We start from the raw sequence: 13,563 nt of genomic DNA on the forward strand, positions 1-13,563 counted from the left end.
GCTGGGGGTGGGCCGAAGGAGCGGAACGTCCGGTTCGGCGAGGGCGCCCTGGTCGTCACGCCGGGCCCCCCGGCCCGCTGCCCTGTCCGCGGTCGGCCAGCTCATCGGCGTCGAGCAGGTCCCGGTCGACCCGCCCCGACCGGTACGCGGCCCGTCCGATCATCTGCGCCGCCACCGGCGCGGTCGCCAGCTGGAAGACCGCCACCAGCAGGATCATGCCGAGGTCGGCCAGGGACCGCAGCCGCAACGCGATGCCCAGCAGCAGCAGGAGCACCCCGAGCACCTGCGGCTTGGTGGCCGCGTGCATCCGGGACAGCGCGTCCGGGAAACGCAGTACGCCTATCCCGGCGGCCAGGGCGAGCAGCGCGCCGGCCACCAGACAACCGGCGCCGAGCCAGTCCGCGATCGTCGCGATCACTGCTGCTCCCGGACGGCGAAGCGGACCAGCGACACCGAACCCACGAAGCCGAGCAGGGAGAGCACCACCAGCACGGGCAGGGTGGTGGCGTGCCGGTTCACCGCGGCCTCGGCGCCGACCGCGCCGACCATCGTGGCGAGCAGCATGTCCGCGGCGATCACCCTGTCCACCAGTGAGGGGCCCCGGTAGAGGCGGGCCAGCGCGAGGAGCGCGGTGACCGACAGCAGCACGGTGAGGACGGCGGCCAGCAATGTGGTCACGGGCGGGTTCCCTTCTCGGGTGAGGTGACGTCGAGGCGGCGCAGTTCGGCGCCGGAGCCCACCGCCCGGACGATGCGCCGCTCGACGGTGAGGGCGCGTTCCCGGGCCACGTCCAGGTCCGCCGGGCCGTGGGTGTCCAGGACGTGCAGGTAGAGCGTTCCGGAGTCCCGGTCCACCTCGAGGATCAGCGTGCCCGGCACCAACGAGACCACCTCGGCGGTGAGTGCCAGGTTCAGATCGGTGGTCACCCGCAACCGGACCGCGATGATCGCCCCGCGCGGCCGGTAACCGGGCTGCACGGCGATCCGGGCGATGTGCAGGCTCGCGCTGACCAGCTCGACGGCGAACCGGCCCGCGAACACCAGCAGCGCCCGGGGTCGCAACCGGCCACCGAAGCTGACCGCCGGCAGCGGGTAGAACACCAGTACGACCGCGCCCACCAGCAGGCCACCGATCAGGTTGGCCCAGTTGATGTCGCCCCAGAGCAGGTTCCAGACCACCACCAGCCAACCGAGAGCCACCGCCTGGTCCCGCCAGCGCCCGAGCCGGCCCCGCCCCACCACGGCGGGCCTGGGGGCGTCGGGACCCGGCTCAGGGGAACCGGTCACGGCACACCGCCCGGCAGCACGGCCCGCACGTACGGGGTGCGCAGCCGCAGGTCCGCTGCCGCGTCGGCGGTGACGTCGAAGAGCGGACCGGCCAGCACTGTCAACGCCAGCCCGAGGGCGACCAGGGCCACTGTGGCGCCCACCATCAGCCTCGGCAACTGGACGGCCGGCTCGCTGGTGGCCAGCCGGGGCGCGCGCCAGAAGGCGATGTTCCACACCCGGGACGCCACGTACAGGGTGAGCAGGCTGGTCAGGGTGCCGGCGGCGACCAGCACCCCGGGCAGCGGCCCTCCGGCCGCCACCCCGGCCTGGAGCAGGCCGAGCTTGCCGAGGAAACCGGAGAACGGTGGCACTCCGGCGAGGTTCATGGCCGGGACGAAGAAGAGCACACCCAGCAGCGGCGCCACCCGGGCCAGCCCGCCGATACGACGCAGGTCGGTGCTGCCGGCGCGCTCCTCGACCAGCCCGGCGACGAGGAACAGCGTGGTCTGGATGGTGATGTGGTGCACCACGTAGAAGATCGCGCCGGAGAGGCCGGCGGCGGTGCTCAACGCCACCCCGAAGATCATGTAGCCGATGTGACTGACCAGGGTGAACGAGAAGAGTCGCTTCAGGTCGGACTGGGCCACCGCACCGAGGATGCCGATCACCATGGTCAGCCCGGCGACGACCATGAGCAGGATGTGGGCACGCCCACCGGGAAACAGCAACGTCTCGGTGCGGATGATCGCGTAGACGCCCACCTTGGTGAGCAGACCCGCGAAGACGGCAGTGACCGGGGCCGGGGCGGTGGGGTAGCTGTCCGGCAGCCAGGCCGACAGGGGGAAGACCGCCGCCTTGATCGCGAACGCCAGCAGCAACATCAGCTCCAGGGCCAGCCGGACACCGTCGGGCAGATCGTCGAGGCGCTGGGCGAGCTGGGCGAGATTGAGCGTGCCGGTGGCCGCGTACACCAGACCCACCGCGGTCAGGAAGATCATCGAGGAGAGGATGCTGACCACCACGTACGTCGACCCGGTCCGGATCCGGGTCTCGGTACCTCCCAGGGTGATCAGCACGAAGCTGGCGGCCAGCAGGATCTCGAACCCGACGAAGAGGTTGAACAGGTCACCGGCCAGGAACGCGTTGGTGACGCCCGCGGTGAGCACCAGATACGTCGGGTGGAAGATCGACACCGGCGAGCTCTCGCTCGTGTCGCTGCGCCCCTGCCCGATCGAGTACAGCAGCACGCAGAGGGTCACCGCCGACGAGACCACCAGCATCAGCGCGGCCAACTGGTCGGCCACCAGGACGATGCCGACCGGCGCCGGCCACCCCCCGACCGCCACCACCACCGGCCCGTGCCGGTACGCCTGCACCAGCAGCAGCACCGCCACGGTGAGCGTGCCGCTCAGGCACAGCACACTGATCGCGCGCTGGAGTCGGGGCTTCCCGGCCAGCAGCAGGGTCAGCGCCGCGCCGAGCAGCGGCACCACCACCGGCAGCGGCACCAACGTGCTCATCACGAGTCATCCCCGCGTCGAAGCCGTCGGCGGGCCGGCTCGGGATCGACCTGTTCCGGGTCGCCGTTCGGGCCCTCGCCACCGCGATCGACGGCGCCCACCTCGTTGCGCTCGGCCTGGCCGATGATCTGCCGGTCCTCCAGGTCGTCGGGGACCTCGTCGTCGCCGGAGAGATACCAGCTTCGGTACGCCACCGCGAGCAGGAACGCGGTGAACCCGAAGGTGATCACGATTGCGGTCAACACCATCGCCTGCGGCAGCGGGTCACTCATCCGCTCCACCGGCCCGGTGCCGACGACCGGCGCCCCGCCCGACCGACCGCCCAACAGGATCAACAGGTTCACCCCGTTGCCGAGCATGACCACCCCGAGCAGGATCCGGGTCAGGCTGCGCTCCAACAGCAGGATCACCCCGCACCCGAACAGCACCGCGACGGCCAGCACCAGCACCAAGGTCGGCCCCGCACCGCTGCGCGTCATGCCCGGTCCCCCTTGTCGACGGCCAGCCCTCCGGTTGCCGTTCCGGTGGCCTCGATGTGTCGGTCCACCTCGGCACCGAGGCTGCGCAGGATGTCCAGCACCAGCCCGATCACGACCAGGTACACGCCGATGTCGAAGAAGAGCGACGTGACCAGGTGGGCGTCGCCGATCAGTGGCAGGACCTGGTCGACCTTCGCGCTCTCCAGCACCGACCCGCCGACCAGCAGCGCCACCACTCCGCTGCCCACCGCCAGGGCCAGCCCGGCGCCGAGAATCGGGCCGGCGCCGATCGGGGCCGCCTCGGTCAGCTCGTACCGCCCGCCGGCCAGATAGCGGACCACCAGGGCGAGGCCCGCCACCAGCCCGCCGGCGAACCCGCCGCCCGGCGCGTTGTGCCCGGAGAAGAGCAGGAACAGGGAGAACAGCACCACGGTGTGGAAGATCAGCCGGATGACCACCTCCAACACGATCGAGCGGCGCTCCTCGTAGAGAGTCGGGCCACCGCGCAGCCACACCGGGCGGCCGCGTGCACCCGCCCGCTGGTCCGACTCGGGCCGACGCGGTCGCGGCCCGGTGCGGGAGCGCTCGAAGATCAGGCTGGCCACCCCGGTCGCGGCCACCACGAGCACCGCCAGCTCGCCCATCGTGTCCCAGGCCCGGATGTCGACAAGGGTCACGTTGACCACGTTGCGGCCGTACCCGTGCGCCACCGCCAGATCCGGAAAGGCGGCGGAGATGTCCGGCGCCCGGCGGGCGCCGACGGCGGTGAGGGCCAGCCCGGCGGCCACCACCCCCGCTCCCACCCCGATCGCCCGACGGACCCATCGGGTACGGCGCAGCGGGCGGGCCGAGAACCGCTCCGGCAGGCGACGCAGCACCAGCACGAAGACGGCGATCGTCGAGGTCTCCACCAGGAACTGGGTCAGCGCCAGGTCGGGTGCTCCGTGCAGCACGAACAGCATCGCCGTGCCGTAACCGGTCATGCCCGCCAGCAGCATCGCGGTCAGCCGCCGACGGGCACCGACCGCCAGCACCGCCGCCACCGCGATCACCACCACGACCACCGGTTGCAGCGCGCTGTCCCAGAGCGGAATCCGCGCCCGCCAGGGGCTGGCGGAGAGCATCGCCGCGCCGGGCACCAGCACCAGGGTGATCAGGATGATGCCCAGATACTGCGGCAGGGAGCCGCGCTGGGTCGCGCCGGTGACCTCGATGGCCAGCCGGTCGAACCGGCTCACCACCCACTCGTAGCCCAGGTTGCCCCCCACCGGTGACCGGAGCCGGGCCAGCACCGGGGCGAGCGGCCCGCGCACGGCGAAGAGCAGGCCGCCGCCGACGAGGGCCAGTACGGACAGGCCGAGCGCCGGGGTCGGTCCGGCCCAGAGCGCCAGGTGCGCGTCGACCCCGCCGAGCAGATCGGCGTACGGGCGCAGCAGGTGGTCCAGCACGCTCGCGGCCGGGCCGGCGAGCAGACCGGCACCGGCGAGGACCGCGGGCGGGACCAGGAGCGACGCGGCGATCGACCCCGGCGGGACCGGTGCCACGCCCGGCCGGTCGGCGAACGCGCCCCAGAGGAAGCGGGCGCTGTACGCGACGGTGAGCACCGTCCCGGCGACCAGGCCGGTGAGGAGCACCGGTTGGTCGGTGAACGCCCCGAACACCGCCTCCTTTGCCACGAAGCCGACCAGCGGCGGCACCCCGGCCATCGACGCCGCGGCCAGCACGGCGACCGCGAACAGTGGCCGGGACCAGTGCCGCAGCCCGGACAGCTCGCGCAGGTCACGGGTGCCGGCACCGTGATCGATGATGCCGACGACCAGGAACAGCGCCGCCTTGAACAGGGCGTGCGCCAGCAGCATCGCGGTAGCGGCCAGCGCGGCGTCCGGGGTGCCCGACCCGGTCACCGCGACCAGCAGGCCGAGCTGACTGACCGTCCCGTACGCCAGCAGCAGCTTGAGGTCGGTCTGGCGCAGCGCGGCCCAACCGCCGAGCAGCATCGTCGCCACACCGGCGACCTGCACCACCGGCCGCCACGGGCCGACCGTGGCGAGCACCGGCGCGAGCAGCCCGACCAGGTAGACGCCGGCCTTGACCATGGCGGCGGCGTGCAGGTAGGCGCTGACCGGCGTGGGCGCCGCCATCGCGACCGGCAGCCACGAACTGAACGGCAGCACCGCCGACTTGGACAGCGCGCCGGCCAGGATCAGCAGCACGGCGCCCACCAGGTACCCGCCGCCGGGCAACGGCTGTGCGCTGATCTCCGACCAGCGGTAGGTGCCGGCGTGCTCGCCCAGCATGATGAAGCCGACCAGCATGGCGAGGCCGCCCAGCGTGGTGACTGTCAACGCCTGCGCCGCCGCCCAGCGGCTGGACCGCCGTTCGGTGCTGTGCCCGATCAGCAGGTACGAGAAGATCGTGGTCAGCTCCCAGCCGACGTAGAGCAGCAGCAGGTCGTCGGCGAAGACCAGGACGAGCATCGCGCCGGCGAAGGCGACCAGCACCGCTGCGAACTGCGTCAGCCCGGCGGAGCCGGCGCTGAAGTAGCGGGCGCTGTAGACCAGCACGAGCGCGCCGACGCCGCCGATCAGCAGCGTCATCAGCCAGGAGAGCGTGGTGAGCCGGAACGCGATGTCGAGGCCCAACTGCCGGATCCACGGGTACGTCTCGACCACCGCACCGCCGTGCGCGACGGCCGGGGTACGGGCCACCGCCCAGCAGAACGCGGCGGCCGGCGCGAGCGCCAGCGGGTAGCACGCGCGCGGACCCCACCAGCGGACGAGCAGGGGCGCGGCGAGAGCCGCCACGAGATGGAGGATGAGCAGTACCAGCACCTGCGCTCCCGATCGACATGGCCGACGCCCGTGGCAGCGGTGGCGCCTAGCAGCGATCAGACGCCAGTTCCTCCCCTGCCGGGCGGTTTTGCCAGAATTCGCCCGCCCAGCCCGAAACCCGCCCGCAACCCACACCCGGCCCCGCGCACTCCCCGCCTGCGCCGATCTTGCACTTTCGGTCGTCGAGATGCACGGAATGCCCTCTATGCCGCCACAGCAGGTGCAAGATCGCGGGGATGAGCAGCTCGACCTCGTCGAGCGGCGCGGCGGGTTGGGGTGTCAGGTCAGTAGGGCGTTGTTGAGGGGTTGCGCGTCGTCGGGGGTGGGGCGGTCGCGGCGTAGCTCAGCCAGCAGGTCGAGGCGGCCGAGTTGGCGGGCGACCCGGTCGACCACCCGCTCGGCGGCGGTCAGCGACCGCACCGACAGCAGGCGGCCACGGCTCTCGCGGCGCAGCACGAAGTAGTGCACGGCAACGCGGACCTGACCCCGGTCGGCGGCGCTGGCCTGGGCGGTGCAGAGAACCATTTCGCGAAGACAGTGGGCGAGGCGTTCGGCGAGCTCGAGCTCGGGGCCGTGCAGGCCGGCGCGGAGCGCGGCGAGGTGGCTGTCGACCTTGCGAATCAGCACGTCGGTGCCGGGTTCGACGGTGTGCTGCTCGCCGGCCATCAAACCCCCTCACCCCGGTTCGCGTTGCGAGTGAAGTTACTTTATGTTGCTCCTTAGAAGCAAGCAGTTAAGTGAGACTTAACGTATTAAGCGCACGTTCCACGCTTTTGCCTTTTGCTGGTCCATTCCGTCGTGAGGTAGCTCGTGGATGTCGGACCGGCGGGGCACGATGGACCGGTGACCGGGGCAGACGCAGACGCCGGCGCGGTGCTGGCCGGGTTCGGCCCGGCCACCCGCGCCTGGTTCGACAACGCCTTCGCCGCCCCGACCGCCGCGCAGACCGGCGCCTGGCGGTCGGTCGCCGCCGGTCGCAACGCGCTCGTGGTGGCGCCTACCGGCTCGGGCAAGACGCTCGCGGCCTTCCTCTGGTCACTGGACCGACTCGCCCGCGAACCAGCACCGGCCGAGGCGCGCCAGCGGTGCCGCGTGCTCTACGTCAGCCCGCTCAAGGCCCTCGCCGTCGACGTGGAGCGCAACCTGCGCGCCCCGCTGGCCGGCATCCGCCAGGCGGCCACCCGGCTGGGCGTCGCGCCGCCTGACATCACCGTCGGGATGCGCACCGGCGACACGCCCACCGACGAACGACGTGCCTTCGCCCGCACCCCGCCGGACATCCTCATCACCACGCCCGAGTCGCTGTTCCTGCTGCTCACGTCCGCGGCGCGCGACTCGCTGCGCGGCGTCCAGACGGTGATCGTCGACGAGGTGCACGCGGTGGCCGGCAGCAAACGCGGCGCCCACCTCGCCCTCTCCCTCGAACGCCTCGACGAGTTGCTGCCCGCTCCGGCGCAGCGCATCGGCCTCTCGGCCACCGTCCGGCCGATCGACGCCTGCGCGCAGTTCCTCGGCGGCGCCCGCCCGGTCGACGTGGTCCAGCCGGCCACTCCGAAGACCATCGAGGTCAGCGTGGAAGTCCCGGTGGAGGACATGACACGCCTGGACGAGCAGGAGCAGCCACCGGAGGACGACCTCGGCGGCCCCGGGCCGCGTCGGGCGTCGATCTGGCCGGCGGTGGAGGAGCGGGTCTTCACCCTCATCGGGCAGCACCGCTCGACGATCGTCTTCACCAACTCCCGGCGCAGTGCCGAGCGCCTCTGCGCCCGCCTCAACGAGCTGGCCGCCGAGGCGGTGGCCGCATCCGCGTCGGGCGAGGGCGCGATCGGCGTACCGGAGGGGTTGCCGGCCGGCGACGACCCGGCGGGCGACGCGCAGCGCTGGGGTGGCCCCGCCGGTCCGGTGCGCAACCGGCCGCCGGCCGAGGTGATGGCCCAGTCCGGCGCTGCCACCGGCGCGCCGCCCGTGATCGCCCGCGCCCACCACGGCAGCGTCTCCCGGGAGGAGCGCAAGCACATCGAGGAGGCGCTCAAGTCCGGCCAGCTCCCGGCGGTGGTGGCCACCTCCAGCCTGGAGCTCGGCATCGACATGGGCGCTGTCGACCTGGTGGTGCAGATCGAGGCGCCGCCGAGCGTGGCCGCCGGCCTGCAACGGGTCGGCCGGGCCGGGCACCAGGTGGGCGCGGTCTCCCGGGGGGTGGTCTTCCCCAAGCACCGCGGCGACCTGCTCTCCTGCGCGGTGGTCGCCGAGCGGATGACCGACGGCGCGATCGAGGAGCTGCACTACCCGCGCAACCCACTGGACGTGCTGGCCCAGCAGATCGTCGCGATGGTGGCGCTGGAGCCGTGGGCGCTCGGCGACCTGGCCGTGCTGGTCCGCCGGGCCGCGCCCTTCGCCGAGCTGCCCGACTCGGCGCTGCACGCCGTGCTGGACATGCTCTCCGGTCGCTACCCGTCCACCGCCTTCGCCGAGCTGCGCCCCCGACTGGTCTGGGACCGGGCCACCGACCTGCTCACCGGCCGCCCCGGCGCGCAGCGACTCGCGGTGACCAGCGGCGGCACCATTCCCGACCGGGGTTTGTTCGGGGTCTTCCTGGCCGGCGCCGAGCGGGCCGCCCGGGTCGGCGAGCTGGACGAGGAAATGGTCTACGAGTCCCGGGTCGGCGACGTCTTTCTGCTCGGCTCGTCCTCCTGGCGGATCGAGGAGATCACTCCGGACCGGGTGCTGGTCTCGCCCGCCCCGGGGCAGGCCGCGCGCATGCCGTTCTGGAAGGGCGACCAGCTCGGTCGGCCGGTGGAGCTGGGCCGGGCGATCGGCGCCCGGGTGCGCACGCTGCTGCGCCAGACCGACGAGGCGGCTCTGGCCGCGCTGCGCGACGGCGGGCTGGACGACTGGGCCGCCGGCAACCTGATGGCCTACCTGCGCGAGCAGCGGGAGGCCACCCGCTCGCTGCCCGACGACCGCACGGTCGTGGTCGAGCGGTTCCGCGACGAGCTGGGTGACTGGCGGTTGGCCGTGCACAGCGTGCTCGGTGCCCGGGTCAACGGGCCGTGGGCCCTCGCGGTGGGCCGCCGGCTGGCCGAGCGGTACGGGGTCGACGCTCAGGTGATGCCCTCCGACGACGGCATCGTGGTGCGACTTCCGGACACCGCCGACGAGCCCCCCGGCGCCGACGTGGTGGTCTTCGAGCCCGACGAGATCACCCAGCTCGTGGAGGAGTCGGTCGGCACCTCCGCCCTCTTCGCCGCCCGCTTCCGAGAGTGCGCCGCCCGGTCCCTGCTGCTGCCGCGCCGCGACCCGCGCCGCCGCCAACCGCTCTGGCAGCAACGGCAACGCGCCGCGCAACTGCTCGACGTCGCCCGCGAGTACGCGGACTTCCCGGTCACCCTGGAGGCCGCCCGGGAGTGCCTCCAGGACGTCTTCGACCAGCCGGCGCTGGCCGGGCTGATGCGCGACCTGGCCACCCGCAAGGTGCGACTGGTCGAGGTGGAGACCAGCGCGCCGTCGCCGTTCGCGCGGTCGCTGCTCTTCGGTTACGTCGGCGCGTTCCTCTACGAGGGCGACGCCCCGCTGGCCGAACGCCGCGCCGCCGCACTCGCCCTCGACTCCACGCTCCTCGGCGAGCTGCTCGGCCGGGTCGACCTGCGGGAGTTGCTCGACCCGGCGGTGCTCACCGAGACCGACCGGCAACTGCGGTGGCTGACCGATCAGCGCCGCACCCGCGACGCCGAGGATGTCGTCGAGCTGCTGCGGGTGCTCGGTGACCTGAGCGACGCCGAGTTGACCGAGCGGGGGGTGCCGGAGACGTGGCTCAGCGAGCTGGAGGCCACCCGTCGGGTGCTGCGGGTCCGGATCGCTGGCGAGCAGCGCTGGGTGGGCGTCGAGGACGCCGCCCGCCTGCGCGACGCCCTCGGCGTGGCGCTGCCGATGGGGGTGGCCGAGGCGTACCTCGCGCCGGTGGCCGACCCGCTCGGTGACCTGGTGGCGCGCTACGCCCGCACCCACGGGCCGTTCGCCGCGGCCAGCTGCGCGGCCCGGTTCGGGCTCGGGGTGTTCGTCGTCGAGCAGGCGCTGCGCCGGCTCGGCGCCACCGGGCGGGTGGTCTCCGGGGAGTTCACCCCGGATTCGGCCGGCGCCCAGTGGTGCGACGCCGAGGTGCTGCGGATGCTGCGCCGCCGCTCGCTGGCGGCACTGCGCCGGGAGATCGAGCCGGTGCCGCCCCGGGCCCTCGCCACGTTCCTGCCCCGCTGGCAGCAGGTCGGCTCGTCCGCCCGAGGTGTGGAGGCGCTCGCCGCCACTGTGGAGCAGTTGCAGGGCACGGCGGTGCCGGCGTCCGCCCTGGAACGGTTGGTGCTGCCCGCCCGGGTCGCGGACTACTCCCCCGCCCAACTCGACGAGCTGTGCGCCAGCGGGGAGGTGCTCTGGGCGGGGTCGGGAGCGATCTCCGGGGGCGACGGCTGGGTCACCCTGGCGTACGCGGACGCCGCGCCGCTGCTGCTGCCGCTGCCGGACGAGGCGTTGACCCGCACCCCGCTGCACGACGCGGTGCTCGACGCGCTCGGCGACGGGCAGGCGCTGTTCTTCCGCCCGCTGGCCGACCGGGTCGGCTCGACCGACGACGCCGCGTTGACCGGGGTGATCTGGGACCTGGTCTGGGCGGGGCACCTCAGCAACGACACCCTCGCCCCGCTGCGGGCGGTGCTCGGCGCTGGCGGCGCGCACCGCTCCCGTCCGTCCGCGCCCCGCACCCGTTACCGGCGGCCCGGCCGGGTGGCGCTGCCGACGCGGGGTGGCCCGCCGACCGTCGCCGGCCGTTGGTCACGTCTCCCGGAGCGGGACCTCGACCCGACCCGGCGCGCCGCCGCGCTCGCCGACCTGCTGCTGGAGCGGCACGGGGTGGTCACCCGGGGCGCGGTGATGGCCGAGCAGGTGGTCGGCGGGTTCTCGGCGGTCTACCCGGTGCTGTCGGCGCTGGAGGAGCGCGGCGCTGCCCGCCGGGGCTACTTCGTCGAAGGGCTCGGGGCGGCGCAGTTCGCCGTACCCGGTGCCGTGGACCGGCTGCGCGCGCTGGCCGAGCCGACCGACGGTGCCCGGGGTCGGGGCGCGGTGGCCACAGTGCTCGCCGCGACCGACCCAGCGAATCCGTACGGTGCGGCGCTGCCCTGGCCGGAACGGGTGGTCGACTCCGGCGACGGGGCCACCCCGGCGACCGGGCACCGGGCCGGGCGCAAGGCGGGCGCCCTGGTGGTGCAGGTCGGCGGTGACCTCGTCCTCTACGTCGAACGCGGCGGCCGGACGCTGCTCTCGTTCACCGACGACACCGACGCGCTCGCCGCGGCCGGCAAGGCGCTCGCCGACGCCGTCCACTCCGGGGCGTTGGGCGCGATGTCGGTGGAGCGGGCCGACGGCGAGGCGGTGCACTCCTCGCCGTTGCGCGACGCGCTGACCACCGCCGGCTTCCGGGCCACACCGCGCGGCCTACGCCTGCGCGGCTGACCCGCCAAATCCGGACCACCCTTTTGTGGGCCGGGCTTGCGCGGCTGCCCCTCGGCACGACGCGGACGAGCGCACGCGCCGATCGACGCCCGATGCCCCCACCCGGCCAGCCAAGGCCCCGCCGAGGGCAATCCCGCACAGAGCCTGATGTCTGTGAGTCATCACGATGACTCACAGACATCAGAGTCAAGAGAACGACATGCTTCGGCCACGCCAGTTCTCAGCGCAGGCCGTTGAGCACCTTCTCGTAGCGCGGGCGGTCGGCGGCGGGGGTCTTCGCCTCCAGGTAGTTCAGCACCACCGCCCCCCGCCGGTACGACTGGCCGCCCCAGGTCTCCGCGATGTCGCTGGCGCTGGTCTCGTCCGGGAACACGTAGACCGTGACGGCGTCGGTGGCCATCAGCTCGGAACAGCCCAGGCCGAGACCGTCCGGCCCACAGTCGACCGAGCGGTCCTTCGGGTGCGGCACCTTCAGGCCGGCGGCCCGGAACGCCTCGATGACCTGCTTCGCGCCGGGCGCACTGGTCGGGCGCTTGGGCAGCACCACCGGCGGCGGGCTGGCCGGCCGCCGCTCCGTCGTACCCTGCGCGGCGGCGGAGGGCGGGGTCGCACCGTCGGCGGAGGGTGAGGCCTGGGGCGTCGGCAGGCCGGTCGGGGCCGCCTCGGACGAGACGGATGGGGTCGCGTTCGGGCTGCCGTCGTCGTCACTGCCACAGCCGGCGGTCAGGGCGACGGCGACCAGCAGGATTCCGAGTGCGGGGAGGTTCCGAGTTGTCACCAGGGCAGTCTGCCCAACGTCCTCCGGCGACGGGAGGGGCCGGTCGGCCACTGCGCTGTCCCGTATCCGCCAGCACCCGCGGTTCCACTAGCCTGCGGGCATGCCCGCCGTGCCCTGGATCTCGCTAACCACCGACTACGGCCTCACCGACGGCTTCGTGGCCGCCTGTCACGGGGTGATCGCCCGGATCGCGCCGGCCGCCCGGGTGATCGACGTGACGCACCTGGTGCCGCCGGCGGATGTCCGGCGAGGGGCCGCCGTGCTGGCGCAGACCGTGCCGTACCTGCCGGTGGGAGTGCACGTGGCGGTGGTCGACCCGGGCGTGGGCACCGCCCGACGGGGGGTCGCGCTGGCCACCCCGGGCGGGCTGCTGGTCGGCCCGGACAACGGGTTGCTGCTGGACGCGGCCACCGCGCTCGGCGGGGTGACCGACGCGGTGGAGCTGACCGAGCCGCGCTGGCTGGCCACCCGGGTGTCCACCACGTTCCACGGCCGGGACGTGTTCGCGCCGGTGGCCGCTCGACTGGCGCTCGGCGCGCCGCTGGCCGAGGCGGGCCCACCGGTCGACCCGGCCGGGCTGGTGCGGCTTCCGACACCGACGGTGACCCGGGACGCCGAGGGCTTCACCGCCGAGGTGCTGACCGTGGACCACTTCGGCAACGTCCAACTGGCCGCACCGGCCGAGCTGCTCGATCCGCTGCCGGCCGACCTCCGGGTGGGTCCGCCGGGACCGACACCGGCCCTTGCGGCGGTGCACGGGCGGACCTTCGGCGACGCCCCGGCCGGTGGCCTGGTGGCGTACGTCGACTCGGCCGGTCTGGTTGCGGTCGCGGTCAACGGCGGGCGGGCCGCGGACCTCCTCGCGGCCTCCCCGGGGGACCTCCTGCGGGTATCGGGCTGATGTTCGACTGTGGAATGCTTCTCCGGTGGGTGAGCATGTGGTTCCTGTGGGCTGTCCCTGCTGTGCGTCCCGAACCGGCGGGGGGACGTGCCCCGTCTGTTTCTGGACCGACGACGGCCAGACCGACGCCGACGCCGACGCCGTCCGCGGTGGCCCCAACGGCGACCTGAGCCTCACACACGCCCGTCTCAACTACGCCGTCTACGGTGCCAGCCACCCGCGCTACCAGGACATGGTGCGCACGGCTCGCCCCGACGAGCGCCCCTGACGTCGACGGGGCGCCCGACGGG

General features: G+C 73.6%; 11 protein-coding genes. 3 read left to right on the plus strand and 8 right to left on the minus strand.

What is annotated here, in order from left to right:
• Positions 1 to 55 precede the first annotated feature (55 nt).
• The 7 genes from mnhG to ACIA47_RS22465 form a co-directional block, all read right to left on the minus strand.
• Positions 56 to 415 carry a monovalent cation/H(+) antiporter subunit G gene (gene mnhG / locus ACIA47_RS22435; protein ID WP_396710502.1) on the minus strand — a complete coding sequence of 120 codons (360 nt, stop codon included), beginning with the start codon at positions 413 to 415 and terminating at the stop codon, positions 56 to 58.
• Positions 415 to 678 carry a monovalent cation/H+ antiporter complex subunit F gene (locus ACIA47_RS22440; RefSeq protein WP_203121431.1) on the minus strand — a complete coding sequence of 88 codons (264 nt, stop codon included), beginning with the start codon at positions 676 to 678 and terminating at the stop codon, positions 415 to 417. The genes mnhG and ACIA47_RS22440 overlap by 1 nt, the downstream gene beginning before the upstream one ends.
• Complete coding sequence (locus tag ACIA47_RS22445; protein ID WP_203121432.1) at positions 675 to 1,286, minus strand: Na+/H+ antiporter subunit E; 612 nt, start codon at positions 1,284 to 1,286, stop codon at positions 675 to 677. The genes ACIA47_RS22440 and ACIA47_RS22445 overlap by 4 nt, the downstream gene beginning before the upstream one ends.
• Complete coding sequence (locus ACIA47_RS22450) at positions 1,283 to 2,788, minus strand: Na+/H+ antiporter subunit D (RefSeq protein ID WP_396710360.1); 1,506 nt, start codon at positions 2,786 to 2,788, stop codon at positions 1,283 to 1,285. Before ACIA47_RS22450 ends, ACIA47_RS22445 begins: the two co-directional genes overlap by 4 nt.
• Positions 2,788 to 3,267, minus strand: coding sequence for a Na(+)/H(+) antiporter subunit C (locus tag ACIA47_RS22455; protein WP_396710362.1), 480 nt, complete (start codon positions 3,265 to 3,267; stop codon positions 2,788 to 2,790). The genes ACIA47_RS22450 and ACIA47_RS22455 overlap by 1 nt, the downstream gene beginning before the upstream one ends.
• The gene (locus ACIA47_RS22460; RefSeq protein WP_396710364.1) at positions 3,264 to 6,098 is read right to left on the minus strand and encodes a Na+/H+ antiporter subunit A; all 2,835 of its coding nucleotides are present in this window, start codon (positions 6,096 to 6,098) and stop codon (positions 3,264 to 3,266) included. Before ACIA47_RS22460 ends, ACIA47_RS22455 begins: the two co-directional genes overlap by 4 nt.
• Positions 6,099 to 6,377: 279 nt before the next feature.
• A complete protein-coding gene (locus tag ACIA47_RS22465; protein WP_396710366.1) occupies positions 6,378 to 6,764 on the minus strand; it encodes a hypothetical protein in 387 nt (128 codons plus the stop codon).
• A 177-nt stretch (positions 6,765 to 6,941) separates the two neighbouring features.
• Between ACIA47_RS22465 and ACIA47_RS22470 the strand changes: the two genes are divergently transcribed.
• The gene (locus tag ACIA47_RS22470; protein ID WP_396710368.1) at positions 6,942 to 11,594 is read left to right on the plus strand and encodes an ATP-dependent helicase; all 4,653 of its coding nucleotides are present in this window, start codon (positions 6,942 to 6,944) and stop codon (positions 11,592 to 11,594) included.
• A gap of 220 nt (positions 11,595 to 11,814) precedes the next feature.
• Here the strand turns inward: ACIA47_RS22470 and ACIA47_RS22475 are convergent, their stop codons facing one another.
• A complete protein-coding gene (locus ACIA47_RS22475) occupies positions 11,815 to 12,372 on the minus strand; it encodes a hypothetical protein (RefSeq protein WP_203121436.1) in 558 nt (185 codons plus the stop codon).
• Positions 12,373 to 12,472: 100 nt separating this feature from the next.
• Here ACIA47_RS22475 and ACIA47_RS22480 point away from each other — a divergent pair, with 100 nt between their 5' ends.
• Together ACIA47_RS22480 and ACIA47_RS22485 are read left to right on the plus strand one after the other, a co-directional pair.
• Positions 12,473 to 13,273, plus strand: a complete 801-nt coding sequence (locus tag ACIA47_RS22480; protein WP_396710370.1) for an S-adenosyl-l-methionine hydroxide adenosyltransferase family protein — start codon at positions 12,473 to 12,475, stop codon at positions 13,271 to 13,273.
• A gap of 46 nt (positions 13,274 to 13,319) precedes the next feature.
• Positions 13,320 to 13,541: a CPCC family cysteine-rich protein gene (locus tag ACIA47_RS22485; protein WP_091400463.1), complete on the plus strand. Its 222-nt coding sequence runs from the start codon at positions 13,320 to 13,322 to the stop codon at positions 13,539 to 13,541.
• Positions 13,542 to 13,563 lie beyond the last annotated feature (22 nt).

Origin of the sequence: Micromonospora sp. NPDC051227, assembly GCF_044455385.1 — a bacterium.
In the GTDB taxonomy this organism is placed as follows: Bacteria; Actinomycetota; Actinomycetes; order Mycobacteriales; family Micromonosporaceae; genus Micromonospora.